Genomic DNA, 15,087 nt, shown 5'->3' with positions numbered 1-15,087 from the left:
ACCAAGTTGCCTGATGGCTCGAGATACCCGGGCCTAACGTAGCGAGGGGCGCTCCGGTGGCTTACGCCACGACGACCCCACCGCTACGCTTTCCCTAATAACGGGCTTTGTCAGTAGTCTGAGGCTGAACATTGTTCAGCCTTTTTGTATATCGATATCAGCCGATGCCGCCGCTTTGCAGCAACGTCAGGCTAAAGCCCATCACCGCCATACCGCATAATACGCCGTAACTGGGGTTATTGTGTGGATCGATCTCTTTTGCCAACGGCATCAACTCATCGACCGACAGCGCCACCATAATGCCGGCCACCGCCGCCATAATCGATGCCATCATCACCGGTGAAATCAGTGGGCCAAGCAGTACAAATGCCAACAAACCGCCCAAAATTTCTGCCAGCCCGGAAACCCCTGACCACAACAGTGCTTTGGTTTTAGAACCCGTAGCGGCATAGACCGGCCCTGCGACCGCTAACCCTTCGGGAATATTGTGGATGGCGACGGCCAACGCGATCCCCATTCCCAGCTCCAGATCGGCGGTGGCAGTGACGAATGTGGCGATCCCTTCCGGGAAGTTATGCAGGCTGATGCCCAGGGTTAGCAAAATAGCGGTGCGCTTTAAATTGTGCGGTGTGATGGGTTTTTGCATCAAATCTTGCGGGTGTTGATGCGGTAGAACGCGGTCGAGCGCAAAGTAACCCAGTAGGCCAATCATAAACATGCCGTAGCCGAGCATCGGCGACATACCTTGGGTATGCAGCGCAGCGGGGAGCATCTCCATAAGTGAAATCAGCAGCATAATGCCAGCGGCAAAACCCAGTGCAAACGCCAGCAGTCGATTGGAGGGTTTCTGGCCGATGATACCAAACAGGGCGCCCACAAAGGTTGCGCCACCGGCCAGCAGAGTCAGGATCAGCGGTACCGACATCGTGGTCCTCTATGTTAATGATTATTATTTATATTCTGATACTAACAGAGTAAAGACATAAATCGAGTTGATTTTCCTGATTGCTCTCATTGGGTTAGCCATTCAAATTTCTTGAAGATCACCATCACCGTTATCCGGCTGTGTCGCAGGGGGAAACGGCGTAAGGTAGTTAGCAGAAATGTTGATGACTCAGCTAAGGATATTTTATGTCGACCCTACGTATGCCCGCGTTATTTCTCGGGCACGGCAGCCCAATGAACGTACTGGAAGAAAACCGCTATACCGAAACCTGGCGACGGTTGGGGAAAACATTGCCGCGGCCTAACGCTATCGTGGCCATTTCTGCCCACTGGTACACCCGTGGCACCGCCGTGACGGCAATGGAACATCCAAAAACCATTCATGATTTTGGTGGATTTCCGCAGGCATTGTTCGATACGCACTATCGCGCTCCGGGTTCACCTGCCCTGGCGGCGCAGTTACAGCAGCTACTGGCGCCTACGCCGGTGATAGCCGATACCCACCAATGGGGGTTGGATCACGGGAGTTGGGGTGTGCTGATAAAAATGTATCCACAGGCAGACATCCCGGTGGTGCAGTTGAGTATCGATGGTACACAACCTGCGGAATATCATTATGCGCTGGGACGTAAGCTGGCGGCGTTACGTGAGCAAGGTGTGATGATTATCGCCAGCGGCAACGTAGTGCATAACTTGCGAATGTTAAGGCAAGCAGATGATTCGCGGCCGTATCCGTGGGCGGAGTCATTTAATCAGTTTGTGCGGGACAATTTGCGCTATCGCGGGGAGAACCACCCGTTAGTGCAGTTCATGCAGCACGAGGGCGCAGCGTTGTCTAACCCGACGCCGGAACATTACTTGCCGTTGCTGTACGTGTTAGGCAGTTGGAACGGTGAGGAACCGATCGAGATACCGATCGACGGTTTTGAGATGGGTGCGCTGAGTATGTTGTCAGTTCAAATCGGCTAAAAAAAATGCCAGCGTAGTGCTGGCATTTAAGGTGCTGAACGGCGTGCAATTGACTTCTTGCTGGGGGGCGTCGCTTGCCGCCCCGCAATCATCACCGCCGCGCCGTTGATCATTTAGTCAAGAATGATATGCGGATAAAAACGTGACAGATCCTGGGTGATCAGCTCACGATCTTCTCGCAGACCGATGCCGCAGGGTTGATCGTTCACGAGCCAACTGCCGATCAAGGTGTAGTTACCTTCAAACTGCGGCAGCGGGTGGAATTGCTGGACGATCATGCCTTCTTCGCCATAGGGGCCATCGACGCGCGCCACTTCTTCACCGTTTTGCACAATTTTGATGTTGGCACCTTCGCGTGAAAACAGCGGCTTAATCACATAGTGATCAAGCTGCGGGTGTTCATCTTCCGCGAAATAGGCCGGCAGCAAGTTAGGGTGATTCGGGAACATTTTCCACAGCATCGGCAGCAGCGCCTTGTTGGAGATAATGCTTTTCCACGCGGGTTCCAGCCAGCGCACGCCAGCGTCTTCCAGCTTGGTTGAGAACATCTCACGTAGCATGAACTCCCACGGATACAGCTTGAACAGATTGCTGATAACCTGATTTTGCAGATCGGTGAATTGGCCTTTCTCGCCCAGACCGATTTCTTCCATAAACAGAAATTCGGTGGCGATGCCGGCTTCCTGCGCGCAATCTTGCAGATATTGCACCGTACCACGATCTTCTACGCTGTCTTGGCAGCACGCCATGTGCAGCAGATTAAAGCCGTGTTCAGCTCTCAGTTCAGCAAAACGTTCGATCAACTTTTCTTGCAGGCTATTGTACTGATCCGCTTCGGCGTTCAGCTTACCGGCATTGAGTTGGTCTTCCAGCCAAATCCACTGGAAGAACGCGGCCTCATACAGTGAGGTAGGCGTGTCGGCGTTGTTTTCCAACAGTTTTGGCGGGTTAACACCGTCATAAGCCAGATCGAGGCGTGAATAGAGCGAGGGCGTATTGGTACGCCACGCGCTGCGCACGAACTCCCAGGTGTGTTTCGGGATACGGAACTTGGCCAGCAACTCATCGCTGTTGACCACTTTTTCAACCACCTGCAAACACATTTGGTGCAGTTCTGCGGTAACGCTTTCGATTTCTTCGATTTGTGCCAGCGTGAACTGATAATAGGCATCTTCACGCCAGTAGGGTTCGCCATACATGGTGTGGAAGTTAAAGCCAAACTCAGCCGCCTTTTCACGCCAGTCTGGGCGTTCTTCAATTGCAACGCGCTTCATGCCTTAGCCACCCATGCTGCGTGATGAGTGGGAGGTTGCATTGCTGCGCTGCATGCTGGTTTGTTTAGCTACTGACTCACCAAAGCCACCGCGCGTAATGGTATTGGTCACCGCTGGTTTAGGGGCCATCGCGGTTTTGGGCACCGTCATGGTGCGGCCGCCAGCGGTGGCTGCGCCATAGTTTTTACCCGTGGCGTCGACAAATTTGCCGTTAGCGGGGCTTGCTGGGTTTTTCGAGGTGAACAGCGGTTGTTGAGCGAAACCGGAACCGCCCATCATACGGCCCATCATATAACCGGCCATCAGTGGCATCCAGAAACTGCCACTGCTTTGCGATTCTGCCGCCATGCCCGCCTGCGCTGGTGCTTGTGTACACTGTGCTTCGCCAAATTCGGCGACGCAGTCTTCACGGGTCGCATACTTTGGTGCGGTTTTCTCCGCTTCTTTCAACGCGTTGTTGTAAGCGGTGGTGCATTGTTCGCTCATCGATGGATTGGCACGCGAGCAGTCGTCAGCATTTTGATACAGCGAGACGGTCTCATCGGTCTTTTCGCAGCCGGCCAGCATCAATACGGCACCGATCGCCAAAGCCACGGGCGCAACGCGATAACTGCGCCAAGATTTGCGGAACGTCTCTTGATTAATGTTTTTTGTCCGTTTCATGGTTATTAATCCCATCATGCGGGCTGTTTTCGCCCTTTCCCAGTCGTGGCGTAAGGATAGGGGAAAGCTGTTCAAAATTAAAGCTGAAACCCAGTGTTGGCGCGACTCTTTACGCAGCTATACGTTTGGCTGTGCGTCAGTTCTCTTATCCACGAAAAAAAGACCCACTAGCGTTTCAAAGTGAAACATTAATGGGTCTTTTATGTTCCATAATGAAACGAAAATGCGACGTGTCGCCAAGCGTTTTTTGCGTCGTATAGTCATGATTAATAACAACGCGTAGGCATTGTACCGACGCATCATCACCTGAGATCTGAACGTACCATCGTCAAATACCCTACAAGGATCTGGTTATGTTGAGAATCATTCAGTCCCCAAGCAAATATATTCAAGGTGCCAATGCGTTAGCCGCTGTTGGTGAACATGCTAAAGCGCTGGCCGATCACTATTTCGTGATTGCCGATGATTTCGTGATGAAATTGGCAGGCGATACCGCCATGGGCAGCCTGCAGCAGCAGGGCGTCAAACACCATGCTTGTCTGTTTAACGGCGAATGTAGTCACCAAGAAATCGAACGTCTTGGCCGTGAGCTGAAAGCACACGGCTGTAATGGTGTGATGGGCATTGGCGGCGGCAAAACGTTGGATACCGCCAAGGCATTGGCGTTCTACCAGAAAATACCGGTGGTCGTGGTGCCGACGATTGCCTCAACCGATGCGCCGACCAGTGCGCTATCGGTGATCTACAGTGAACGAGGGGAGTTCGAGGAATATCTGATCTACCCGAGTAACCCGAATATGGTGGTGATGGACAGCGCCATCATCGCCCAAGCGCCGGTGCGATTGCTGGTCGCGGGCATGGGGGATGCGCTTTCTACCTACTTTGAAGCGCAGGCCTGCTTCGATGCGCAGGCGACCAGCATGGCCGGAGGCCATTCAACGTTGGCGGCGCTGAGCCTGGCGCGATTGTGTTATGAAACGCTGCTGGCGGAAGGCATCAAAGCCAAATTGGCGGTGGAAGCCGGCGTGGTGACGGAGGCGGTAGAGCGCATCATTGAGGCGAATACTTACTTGAGCGGTCTGGGCTTTGAAAGCAGCGGCTTGGCCGCAGCACACGCCATTCACAATGGTTTTACCGTGCTGGAAGAGTGCCATCATTTGTATCACGGCGAAAAAGTGGCTTTCGGCACGTTGGCGCAACTGGTATTGCAAAACAGCACCATGCAACAAATCGAAACCGTGCTGGATTTCTGCCAGCGAGTCGGCCTGCCGATCACCTTGGCAGAGATGGGCGTTACCGGCGATTTAGCAACGAAGACCATGGCGGTGGCGCAAGCCAGCTGCGCCGAGGGCGAAACTATCCACAATATGCCGTTCAAGGTGACACCGGCCAACGTACAGGCGGCGATTTTAACCGCCGACCGGCTTGGCAGCGCCTGGTTGCAGCGCGCATAAACCGCAGGGCGCGGTACGCCGCGTCCACAGTTTTCTACAGAGGAGTTAACCGTGAAAAAGTTTATCAATCAGGTTGAGTCGGTGTTAGACGAGCAACTGTGCGGGCTAGGCGAAGCGCATCCAGAGCTGTTGGTGCATCAAGACCCGTTATTTGTCACCCGTGCCGGTGGCCCGGTGCAGGGTAAGGTGGCGATTCTCTCCGGTGGCGGGAGCGGTCATGAGCCGATGCACTGCGGTTTTGTCGGCGAAGGGATGCTTGATGGGGCTTGCCCGGGTGAGATTTTTACTTCTCCGACGCCGGACAAAATGTACGAATGCGGCCAGGCGATTGATGGCGGCGCCGGGGTTTTGCTGTTGATTAAAAATTACACTGGCGACGTGCTGAACTTTGAAACCGCCACGGAATTGCTGCATGAGAGTGGTGTACAGGTCGCGACGGTGCTGGTGGATGATGACGTTGCGGTGAAAGACAGCCTGTTTACTGCCGGTCGTCGTGGGGTAGCCAATACCGTGCTGATGGAAAAACTGCTGGGTGCGGCGGCGCAACGCGGCGATGCACTGGATGACGTGGCGGCGCTCGGTCATCGGTTGAACAATCAGGGCCATTCGCTCGGTATTGCGCTCGGTGCTTGTACCGTGCCGGCCGCCGGTAAACCTTCGTTTGTATTGACGGAAGACGAGATGGAGTTCGGCGTGGGGATTCACGGTGAGCCGGGCATTGAGCGGCGGCCGTTCACGACGCTTAATCAGGCGGTAGATGACATGTTCCATACGTTGATTGAACACGGCCATTATCAGCGCACCCTTCACGTTTGGGATCGCACACAGGGCGAGTGGCGCGATGAGGTGCAGGTAAAACAACCGTTAGCACGGGGGGATCGGGTTATTGCGTTGGTGAATAATCTAGGTGCCACTCCTCTATCAGAGTTGTATGGCGTCTATCACCGATTGGCGGAACGCTGTGCCGAAGCGGGGATCATCGTTGAGCGCAATCTGATCGGTTCTTATTGCACCGCGTTGGATATGCAGGGTGTGTCTATCACCTTGCTGAAAGTAGACGATGAACTGCTGTCATTATGGGATGCGCCGGTAAAAACGCCCGCGCTGCGTTGGGGTTGCTGAGGAGGAATTATGGCGTTAAGCAAACAACAGATCGTCGATTGGTTACTACGCTGCGGCGATGTCTTTACCCGTGAAAGAGACTTTTTGACCCAATTAGATACCGAAATTGGTGATGCAGACCACGGTTTGAACATGAATCGTGGCTTCAATAAAGTGGTTGAAAAACTGCCGTCGGTGGCAGACAAAGACATCGGTTTCATCCTGAAAAATACCGGCATGACGTTACTGTCCAGCGTCGGGGGTGCCAGTGGCCCGCTATTTGGCACGTTCTTTATCCGCGCCGCTCAGTCTACTAACGCCAAGCAGAGCTTAGATTTGAGCGAATTACAGCAAATGATACAAGAGGGCGTCGAAGGCGTGGTCATGCGCGGCAAGGCAGAGCCGGGCGATAAAACCATGTGCGACGTATGGTGGCCGGTGGTCGAAAGCCTCAGCCAGTCGGTGCAGCAACAAGTCAGCGTGGCAGAGGCTTTGCAACGTGCAGCGGAGCGGGCGCAACAGGCATTAGAGGGCACCATTACTATGCAGGCGCGTAAGGGGCGGGCCAGTTACCTTGGTGAACGCAGTATTGGCCATCAGGATCCCGGAGCGACATCGGTGATGCTGATGATAAAAACGCTGGCGGAGATTGCTGCATAACAGCGGGAGGCGACATGATCAATATCGTAGTGGTTTCTCACAGTGCATTGTTGGCACAGGGTGTGCAAACGCTGGCGCAGCAAATGATGCGCGGTGATGGCTGTAAACTGGCGTTGGCGGCGGGGGTGGACGATGAGCAGCACCCGATTGGCACTGACGCGATCAAAGTGATGGAAGCGATTGAGTCGGTGGCGGACGGTGATGGCATCGTCGTGCTGATGGACTTAGGCAGCGCGTTACTGAGTGCGGAAACCGCGTTAGACCTGCTTGATCCGTTGTTGGCGGCCAAGGTCACGTTGTGTTCTGCACCGCTGGTGGAAGGAACGCTGGCGGCGGTTGTCGCCGCCAACGCCGGCGCTGGGTTGGAGCAAGTGCTGGCCGAAGCGAGCGGCGCCTTACAGGCCAAGCAGGCGCAACTGGGGGAATCGGCACCCGCGATGGAGCCGGTCGCGTTGCCGATGAATCAAGGCAAGAGCGCCAGTTGGACAGTACAGAATGCGCATGGGCTTCATGCCCGTCCGGCGGCACGTTTGGCAGAAGTGTTGGCTCCGTTTGATGCCGAACTGGTGTTGGAAAAAGCCGGGCAGTGCGCCAACCCGCGTAGCCTGAATCAACTGGCCTTGTTGCAGGTACGTCACGGTGACCAGATTCGGTTGATCGCCAGCGGCCAACAGGCCGATGAGGCGTTAGCGGCCTTTAAGAATTTGGCGGAGCAACATTTTGGCGAAACGGTGTCAGATCGCCAGCAACCTTCGCTGCAAGGGATACCGGTTGAAGAGAGCATCAGCAGTGGCCCGGTGTTGCAGGTTTGTCACTTTTGGCCACCGGATGCGCAAAGCACCATCGGCATGGGCGATGTGGTTAATGAGCAGCAGCGTTTACGTGATGCATTGCAGCTTACGTTAAGCGATCTGAATCACTTAGCGGAGCGTACGGCAACCTTGATTGGTAAAGCACAGGCGGGCATTTTCGGTGCACACAGCCTATTGCTGGACGATCCCGATTTGCAACAGGCCGCCTATACGCGTATCGCCCAGCAGCTTTGTAGCGCGGAACAGGCATGGCGGCAAGAACTGGAGATCATCGCCGCAGAGTATCGCGCTTTGGACGATGAGTATTTGCGCGCCCGTGAGGTAGACGTTTATGACATGTTACGCCGTACTTTGTGTCACTTGCAGCATCAAACTATTCCGTTGATTAGCCCGGCGACACCGTCTATCTTGGTGATGGATGAACTGATGCCATCCGATGTGGTAAAACTCGATCGCCGCATGGTGCTGGGCATTTGCTTGAGTGGCGGTAACGCCTTGTCGCATAGCGCGATTTTGGCCAAGGCGATGGGCATCCCGATGGTTGTTGGGATGCACGATTGCCTGAGCAAAACCCGAAACGGCCAGAAAGCGATGCTGGACGCGGCGCGCGGTGTGTTGCAACTCAGCCATTAGGCACGCTGTTTGAATTGGCGGATATCAATCTGATATTGCTTTATTTTTCGCCAAAGGGTGGTGCGGCCAATCGCCAATAGCTGCGCCATTTCATTCAATTGTCCGTGGCTGACGCTGGCTGCCCGTAGAATGGCCAACCGTTCGGTTTCCGCCAGCGTGAGCATCGGCGCATCGGGTTGCGCGTCGTGTTCCAGTAACGGCTGATGGCCCAATAAATGCGAAGGCAAATCAGCCAGTTGAATATGATGTTGCTGGCAGATCATGGCAGCGCTTTCAACCACACCTTTCAGCTCCAAATCATTTCCCGGCCATAAATAGAGGCCGAGTTGCGCCAATACGTCATCATCTACCCGGAAGCGGCATTGGAAATGCAGCTCCAACGCTCTCAAGTGGTGTTGCACCAAGAGCGGAATGTCGCTTAGGCGTTGGCGCAGCGGTGGGATCTGAATTTCGAATGCTTGCAGGCTATAAAACAGTTGGCGACGAAAGCGATTTTGTTGCACCAGTAGCGGCAAGTTAGCGGCGCAGGTGGCAATAATTCGCACATCGACGGGAATAATGCGGTTGGAGTTAAGGCGCATAACGACGCCTGTTTTCAGCACTTGCAACAGTGCCGCCTGCTGGTCTGGCGGTAAATACTCAATTTGTTCGAGGTACAGCGTGCCGCCGTGGGCTAGCTCGAATTTACTCAGTTGTCCCGCTTCTTCCTCGCTGGCGTCACTGCCGAGCAAGTCACGTAAGCCTTGTGCTTCGGGCATGAGTTGGCAGTTGAGCGCAATATAGGGCCCAGCGGCGCGCTCGCTGGCATTGTGAATCGCTTGTGCCAGCAGTTCTTTGCCCACGCCTTCTTCACCGCACAGTAAAATCGGATGGTTGCCTTTCGCGGCCTGTTGGCCGTAGCGGATCAAACGCCGCATTTCCAACGAGCCAGATGGCATTTGCTCAAACGTGTGGCTGACGCGGCCAAGTTGGCTACTGACGTATTGATGCAAGCGTTCTAGCGGATGCAGCAAGGCGATAAAGCTGTATCGCTCCCCATCGGGAATCGGTTTTAAGGTCAACAATGTGGCGATGAACTGTTTCTGGCTTTCGAAGGTGACCTCAACGTGCTGAAGCGGTTGCCGCTGTGCTATCGCGCGGATGAGCAGCGCGGGCAGCGTTAACAGCTGCGTTAGCTGTTTGCCCTGGCTTTGTTGCACGTCAAGTTTTAGCGTGCTGGCGGCACGCTGATTGATGTATTGCAAATAACCGCGATGATCCCAGGCCATCACGCCATCGTCTACGCCATCGAGCAGCCCATAAAGCTGGTTAAGATGCCGGTTAGATTCGGCCAGCAGCCCGTCAGCATTGAGGGAGTTGCCGATCTCACGTGCAAGGGCCAGCGTCAATGAGAGATCGCTGGCCGTGCTGTCGGTTAACTGGCAGCCGAGCGCGATGGCACCACGTTGGCGGCCGCTGTTGTCATACACCGGCGTGGCGCAGAATGACCACGGGTGCAGCGCTTGTCGGACGTGTTGGTTGCCGCTTACCTGCATCGGATGCCCTTCGGCAGCGGCCAGCGACGGCGCGTTGGTGCCGATGTCGCCTTCTGCCCAATAGGCACCGGCTACAAAACCCAGTTGCATTAAGCGTTCGCGCGTGGTGGCGTCACCGCATTGCCACAGCATGCAGCCGCTTTCATCGAGGATCATCAGCACACAGCGGCGTTGTTCCATATATTCGTAGGCGTCTTCCAATGCCGCCTGACCCAGCGTCAGCAGATCGTTTTTACGCTGGCAGATTGAATGGAAGGTGGCACCTAGGGCACTGTGCGGTGCTTTCCATTGCGTTGGGTGCATCAGCATACGGCAACGTTGCCATGACGCATAGATTGCTGGCGATGGGCGTTGCGAGAGCGGCAAGTCACCCTCAGCCATCAGGCGTTGCCAGAGTTGGGGATTTTCCATCGCGTGTTATCCAGGCAAGTTGTATGGCGAGAGGGGATGATAGCACTGACGCAGGGCGTACTGGCTGTGAGCTCGCGAACATTCAGCATAAAAAAAGGGCGCGGCTTACGCCACACCCTAATGGTTATCGCTGCCCTGCGATCAGTTCATGAACGTGTTAAGTACGTCGCCGGAAGCGGCAGAGGTATTGGTTCGTGAGGCCGATGTGGCCGGGCGACTGACCGGTGCAGGCGCATCAACTTGCTGCATCGGTGAGTTGTCCTGGTAGCCATCGGCATAAGCATCCTGTGCATTGTTGCGTGGCGCAACGGCGTCAGGTGCGGTCGGAACCGGTTTGCCCAGTGCGCCGTTCAGCATCATCAGGTCGTTCTCGTTTAAGGTACCGAGCGCCGATTTGATGTTTAACTGGTTGATCAGATAGGTATAACGGGCGTCTGACAGCTGGCGTTTAGCGTTATACAGTGTGGTGGTCGCATTCAACACATCAACAATGGTACGCGTGCCAACCTGGTAACCGGCTTCCATGGCATCCAATGAACTTTGTGCAGAAATAACGGCCTGTTTAAAGGCGTTAATGCTGCTGATGGACGCATTGACGTTGTTGAAGGATGAACGAACGGTCTGCACCACTGAACGGTGTGAACTTTCTAACTGCTCACTGGCGCCGACAAAGTTGTATTGCGCCTGCTTAACCTGCGAGTTGGTCTGACCGCCGTTAAACAACGGTAAGTTGAAGCTTACGCCGATTTTGTTTTGGCCGATGTCAGAATCAGGATTGATATTACGGGATCCATGATTATTGGTATTACTTACACCGGTAGATGCGCTCATATCAATCGTTGGCATATAGCCGGTTTGCGCATACTTAATCTGTTCACGAGCAAGGTCTTGGCTCAGACGCGCAGAAAGCAGGCTTAGGTTACGCGCTTCGGCTTCTTTCAGCAGGTTGTTAACCGCGGCGGGGCGTTTGGTGGTGAACCTGTCGGTATTTAGCGAAGCCAGTTCTGGATAAAAAGTACCAGTGACTTGGCGCAGGGCTTCCAACGCGTTATCCAGATCGTTACGGGCGGTGACCTCGGCAGCCAATACGTTATCGTAATTGGAGCGGGCGTTTTGCACGTCAGTAATGGCGACCAGGCCGACATTGAAGCGTTGGGTTGTTTGGTCAAGCGTACGGTATACCGCGTCTTTTTGCGCCTGGGTATAGGACAAAGTATCGATTGTCTTCAACACATTAAAATAGGCCGTGGCGGTATTGAGCATTAACTGCTGTGCTGCGGTTTGGAAGGTGACGTCGGAGATACCGGCGGTTTTTTCCTGTAGCGTTAGCGCACGCCATTTTGACATATCAAAAAGGGTCTGGGTCAGTGCCAAAGAACCACTGGTGGTATCCGAGTCGGTATTTTTGGCATCGCGATAACCGCTATTGTAGGTGTATCCAGCGGTTAATCCCAATTGCGGCAGTAACGGGCTACGCGATTCGTTGATTTTTTCGAATGCGGCATCACGATCGGCTGCGGTTTTACGCAGTTCCGGGTTACTTTCCCTTGCCTGTTTGTAAACCTGCAGCAGGTTCTCTGCCTGGCTCATTGCACTGAAGCCACCCAGGCTCAGTCCGATAAGAAGGGGGAGCAGTTTCTTCATTTGCATTCCTTGTTGTGCAGCAATATTGGTATGTTTACGCTGACGATAGTCGAAATAGTTGCCGATTCTAGCAGAGACTGCGGTTCTCAGAAGGTGGCTTAATGTGCCATCTAGCGGAACTTTTGCCTTAAAATCTGCCCTGTCTGTACGGGCTAAAATGCTTACGCACGCCGCACCTGATAACATGGACAACAATCTACCACAAAGCGGCAGGAGAAGGTCTTGCCGTTTCTGTCATCAAAACTGTTTATTTTAGCGGCATACTCACGCAGGAGAAGAGAGTTTATGAGCTACTTTCAGCCTACGCCCGTTACTTTCGATGAGAATGATGTAGAAATTATTGCACGAGAGACGCTTTACCGTGGTTTTTTTTCACTCAATTTATACCGTTTTCGTCATCGACTGTTCAATGGTGACCTGAGTGACGAAGTAAAACGCGAGATTTTCGAGCGCGGGCATGCCGCAGTGTTGCTACCCTATGACCCGGTACGCGATGAAGTGGTGCTAGTTGAACAACTGCGAATTGCGGCGATCGAGACATCCAGCTCACCTTGGTTACTGGAAATGGTGGCGGGTATGATTGAAGACGGCGAGAGTGTGGAAGCGGTTTGCCGTCGTGAAGCTCAGGAAGAGGCGGGCGTGATGGTCGGGCGCTGCAAACCGGTGCTGAGCTATCTGGCGAGTCCTGGCGGAACCAGTGAACGCTTATCTATTATGGTCGGCGAGGTGGATGCAACCACCGCAGAAGGGATCCACGGACTGGAAGAAGAGAATGAAGATATCCGTGTCCATGTCGTGAGCCGTGAACAGGCTTACCGTTGGGTTGAAGAAGGTGCGATTGATAACGCGGCATCGGTGATTGCATTGCAGTGGCTGGCGTTGCACCATGAATCGCTCAGAAAAGAGTGGATCAAGTAAATGACAAAGCGCTATACCCCTGATTTTCCGGAAATGATGAGAGTATGTGAAACCAACTTCGCTCAATTGCGGCGTTTGCTGCCGCGCAATGATGAAGTGGGTGAAACGGCGACTTATCAGGTGAATGGCGCTAATTATCGTCTGACGATTGTTGAATCTACGCGCTACACCACGCTGGTTGAGATAGAACAGATCTTTCCGGCTGTCAGCTATTGGAGCTTGCCTGCCATGACGGTACGGCTTTATCACGATGCGATGGTTGCGGAAGTGTGTTCCAGCCAGCAGATCTATCGCTTTAAAGCGCGCTATGATTATCCTAATAAAAAGTTGCATCAACGCGACGAAAAGCATCAAATTAACCAGTTTCTTGCTGATTGGCTGCGCTACTGTTTAGCGCATGGGGCGATGCCAGTGCCGGTTTGTTAAGCAGCGCCTTGTTACGTCGAATGGCCTTTGGGCTGGCTGTCGTTACCTAGCCAGCGTGGGCCAAGCTCCCAAGGATGATGATGAGAGTCGCCTTTTAGGTCAGGGCAAACGATGTTCAACTCGGTTTCGAGACTGGCGTGTCATTCAGTTGCTGCCACGATGCAACTCGAATAATTTGGGGTATAGACTGAGATAACAAAGGACACTACTTGGAAAGCCTGTTTAAACTGCCCGTGGTAAGTGGGGCCAAGGTCAGGATTCTACAAATAACAGATACCCATCTTTTTGCCGGTGAGAATGAAACGCTGCTGGGCATCAACACTTATTGCAGTTATCACGCGGTGTTGGATGCGGTTTGCGCCCAGCAGCGGGCGTTTGACCTGGTTGTCGCCACGGGCGATCTGGCTCAGGATCATTCTTTGGAAGCGTATCGTCACTTTGCTGACGGTATCGCCCGGTTGCCTGCGCCGTGCGTCTGGCTGCCAGGAAACCATGATTTTCAACCGGCCATGGTAGACGCGCTAGCGGCAGCGGGCATTGCGCCATCAAAGCATGTGCTGCTGGGGGATCATTGGCAAGTGATCCTGCTGGACAGCCAAGTGTTTGGCGTACCGCATGGCGAACTGAGTGAATATCAGCTTGAATGGATGGAGCGCTGTTTGCAGGCCAATCCTGAACGCTACACGCTGTTGTTATTGCATCATCATCCACTGCCGTCGGGTTGCACTTGGCTCGATCAACACAGCCTGCGCAATCCACATATGCTGGGGGCAGTACTGCTGCGCTACCCTAAGGTGAATACCCTGCTGTGCGGGCATATTCATCAAGAATTGGATCTTGATTGGCAAGGACGTCGTCTGCTGGCAAGTCCGTCCACCTGTGTACAATTCAAACCACATTGTACTAATTTTACCATCGACGACGTGTCACCGGGTTGGCGCTATCTCGATCTGCTGCCTGATGGCCGCGTAGAAACCCAAGTGTTTCGCTTGGAAAACGATGATTTCCGCCCCGACATGGATTCGGAAGGGTACTGATGCCTTCAACATTGCTTTACCTGCACGGTTTCAACAGTTCTCCTCAGTCAGCCAAAGCGTCGTCGTTTAAGGCGTGGTTGGCAAAACAGCATCCGCATATCGAAATGCTGGTTCCGCAACTGCCAGCATTCCCGGCGGAGGCCGCCGAGATGTTGGAAAACTTGGTGATGGAGCGAGCTGGGCAAACGCTTGGTGTGGTGGGCTCGTCGCTGGGGGGCTATTACGCCACTTGGCTATCGCAGTGTTTCGCGCTGCCTGCTGTCGTGGTAAACCCTGCGGTCAAGCCGTTTGAGTTGCTGATTGACTATCTTGGTCAAAACGAGAACCCCTACACCGGCCAACAATATGTGTTAGAGTCTCGTCACGTTTACGATCTGAGAGTGATGCAGATCGATCCTTTGGAGTCGCCGGATTTAATCTGGCTGCTGCAGCAAACGGGCGATGAAATTCTCGATTACGGCCAGGCAGTAGCGTATTACAGCGCATGTCGGCAAACGGTGGAGTCCGGTGGGAACCACGCCTTCGTCGGTTTCGAGCACTACTTCCCGCAGATTGTGGATTTTTTAGGGCTCAACGCGGTCTGAACGGGCCGCCCGGTACCTTCC

The 15,087-nt window shown here is 53.9% G+C and carries 14 protein-coding genes; 9 read left to right on the top strand and 5 right to left on the bottom strand.

Annotated features, from left to right (window positions below; translation table 11 throughout):
• Positions 1-157: 157 nt before the first annotated feature.
• Complete coding sequence (gene zupT / locus ACQKDS_RS12160; protein ID WP_399670635.1) at positions 158-925, bottom strand: zinc transporter ZupT; 768 nt, start codon at positions 923-925, stop codon at positions 158-160.
• Between the two features lie 206 nt (positions 926-1,131).
• Between zupT and ygiD the strand changes: the two genes are divergently transcribed.
• Entirely contained in the window at positions 1,132-1,914 is a 783-nt protein-coding gene (ygiD, locus tag ACQKDS_RS12155) for a 4,5-DOPA dioxygenase extradiol (RefSeq protein ID WP_399670632.1), read from the top strand.
• A 113-nt stretch (positions 1,915-2,027) separates the two neighbouring features.
• Here the strand turns inward: ygiD and ACQKDS_RS12150 are convergent, their stop codons facing one another.
• Together ACQKDS_RS12150 and ACQKDS_RS12145 are read right to left on the bottom strand one after the other, a co-directional pair.
• A complete protein-coding gene (locus ACQKDS_RS12150; protein WP_399670629.1) occupies positions 2,028-3,188 on the bottom strand; it encodes a glutathionylspermidine synthase family protein in 1,161 nt (386 codons plus the stop codon).
• 3 nt (positions 3,189-3,191) lie between these two features.
• Complete coding sequence (locus ACQKDS_RS12145; RefSeq protein WP_399670626.1) at positions 3,192-3,851, bottom strand: DUF1190 family protein; 660 nt, start codon at positions 3,849-3,851, stop codon at positions 3,192-3,194.
• Between the two features lie 353 nt (positions 3,852-4,204).
• Here ACQKDS_RS12145 and ACQKDS_RS12140 point away from each other — a divergent pair, with 353 nt between their 5' ends.
• Genes ACQKDS_RS12140 through dhaM form a run of 4 tightly spaced genes read left to right on the top strand, consistent with a single transcriptional unit; the run spans position 4,205 to position 8,511 of the window.
• Entirely contained in the window at positions 4,205-5,305 is a 1,101-nt protein-coding gene (locus ACQKDS_RS12140; RefSeq protein ID WP_399670623.1) for a glycerol dehydrogenase, read from the top strand.
• Between the two features lie 51 nt (positions 5,306-5,356).
• Positions 5,357-6,427 carry a dihydroxyacetone kinase subunit DhaK gene (gene dhaK / locus ACQKDS_RS12135; RefSeq protein WP_399670620.1) on the top strand — a complete coding sequence of 357 codons (1,071 nt, stop codon included), beginning with the start codon at positions 5,357-5,359 and terminating at the stop codon, positions 6,425-6,427.
• Between the two features lie 9 nt (positions 6,428-6,436).
• Entirely contained in the window at positions 6,437-7,066 is a 630-nt protein-coding gene (gene dhaL / locus ACQKDS_RS12130; protein WP_399670618.1) for a dihydroxyacetone kinase subunit DhaL, read from the top strand.
• Positions 7,067-7,080: 14 nt separating this feature from the next.
• Entirely contained in the window at positions 7,081-8,511 is a 1,431-nt protein-coding gene (gene dhaM / locus ACQKDS_RS12125; RefSeq protein WP_399670615.1) for a dihydroxyacetone kinase phosphoryl donor subunit DhaM, read from the top strand.
• Here the strand turns inward: dhaM and dhaR are convergent.
• Together dhaR and tolC are read right to left on the bottom strand one after the other, a co-directional pair.
• Positions 8,508-10,457, bottom strand: a complete 1,950-nt coding sequence (gene dhaR, locus ACQKDS_RS12120) for a dihydroxyacetone kinase operon transcriptional regulator DhaR (RefSeq protein ID WP_399670612.1) — start codon at positions 10,455-10,457, stop codon at positions 8,508-8,510. The genes dhaM and dhaR overlap by 4 nt on opposite strands.
• Before the next feature lie 141 nt (positions 10,458-10,598).
• On the bottom strand, positions 10,599-12,101 hold the full coding sequence (gene tolC / locus ACQKDS_RS12115; protein ID WP_399670609.1) for an outer membrane channel protein TolC: 1,503 nt from the start codon (positions 12,099-12,101) through the stop codon (positions 10,599-10,601).
• Positions 12,102-12,386: 285 nt separating this feature from the next.
• Here tolC and nudF point away from each other — a divergent pair, with 285 nt between their 5' ends.
• The 4 genes from nudF (at position 12,387) to yqiA (ending at position 15,066) form a co-directional block, all read left to right on the top strand.
• Positions 12,387-13,019 (top strand): ADP-ribose diphosphatase, encoded by a 633-nt coding sequence (gene nudF, locus ACQKDS_RS12110; RefSeq protein WP_399670606.1) that lies wholly within the window; start codon positions 12,387-12,389, stop codon positions 13,017-13,019.
• On the top strand, positions 13,020-13,445 hold the full coding sequence (locus ACQKDS_RS12105; RefSeq protein WP_399670603.1) for a DUF1249 family protein: 426 nt from the start codon (positions 13,020-13,022) through the stop codon (positions 13,443-13,445).
• Between the two features lie 209 nt (positions 13,446-13,654).
• Complete coding sequence (gene cpdA, locus ACQKDS_RS12100; protein ID WP_399670600.1) at positions 13,655-14,482, top strand: 3',5'-cyclic-AMP phosphodiesterase; 828 nt, start codon at positions 13,655-13,657, stop codon at positions 14,480-14,482.
• On the top strand, positions 14,482-15,066 hold the full coding sequence (yqiA, locus tag ACQKDS_RS12095; protein WP_399670597.1) for an esterase YqiA: 585 nt from the start codon (positions 14,482-14,484) through the stop codon (positions 15,064-15,066). The genes cpdA and yqiA overlap by 1 nt, the downstream gene beginning before the upstream one ends.
• Positions 15,067-15,087 lie beyond the last annotated feature (21 nt).

Origin of the sequence: Serratia sp. NPDC078593 (genome assembly GCF_050268245.1) — a bacterium.
GTDB lineage: Bacteria > Pseudomonadota > Gammaproteobacteria > Enterobacterales > Enterobacteriaceae > JBNNGK01.
The sequence above is the reverse complement of the archived record's forward strand: the minus strand, read 5'-3'. Positions and strand labels throughout refer to the sequence as shown.

What these genes read in the sequence shown, in the direction of transcription:
- zupT (WP_399670635.1), bottom strand. Translation starts at nt 925, where the DNA reads ATGTCGGTACCGCTGATCCTGACTCTGCTGGCCGGTGGCGCAACCTTT.
- ygiD (WP_399670632.1), top strand. Translation starts at nt 1,132, where the DNA reads ATGTCGACCCTACGTATGCCCGCGTTATTTCTCGGGCACGGCAGCCCA.
- ACQKDS_RS12150 (WP_399670629.1), bottom strand. Translation starts at nt 3,188, where the DNA reads ATGAAGCGCGTTGCAATTGAAGAACGCCCAGACTGGCGTGAAAAGGCG.
- ACQKDS_RS12145 (WP_399670626.1), bottom strand. Translation starts at nt 3,851, where the DNA reads ATGAAACGGACAAAAAACATTAATCAAGAGACGTTCCGCAAATCTTGG.
- ACQKDS_RS12140 (WP_399670623.1), top strand. Translation starts at nt 4,205, where the DNA reads ATGTTGAGAATCATTCAGTCCCCAAGCAAATATATTCAAGGTGCCAAT.
- dhaL (WP_399670618.1), top strand. Translation starts at nt 6,437, where the DNA reads ATGGCGTTAAGCAAACAACAGATCGTCGATTGGTTACTACGCTGCGGC.
- dhaM (WP_399670615.1), top strand. Translation starts at nt 7,081, where the DNA reads ATGATCAATATCGTAGTGGTTTCTCACAGTGCATTGTTGGCACAGGGT.
- dhaR (WP_399670612.1), bottom strand. Translation starts at nt 10,457, where the DNA reads ATGGAAAATCCCCAACTCTGGCAACGCCTGATGGCTGAGGGTGACTTG.
- tolC (WP_399670609.1), bottom strand. Translation starts at nt 12,101, where the DNA reads ATGAAGAAACTGCTCCCCCTTCTTATCGGACTGAGCCTGGGTGGCTTC.
- nudF (WP_399670606.1), top strand. Translation starts at nt 12,387, where the DNA reads ATGAGCTACTTTCAGCCTACGCCCGTTACTTTCGATGAGAATGATGTA.
- ACQKDS_RS12105 (WP_399670603.1), top strand. Translation starts at nt 13,020, where the DNA reads ATGACAAAGCGCTATACCCCTGATTTTCCGGAAATGATGAGAGTATGT.
- yqiA (WP_399670597.1), top strand. Translation starts at nt 14,482, where the DNA reads ATGCCTTCAACATTGCTTTACCTGCACGGTTTCAACAGTTCTCCTCAG.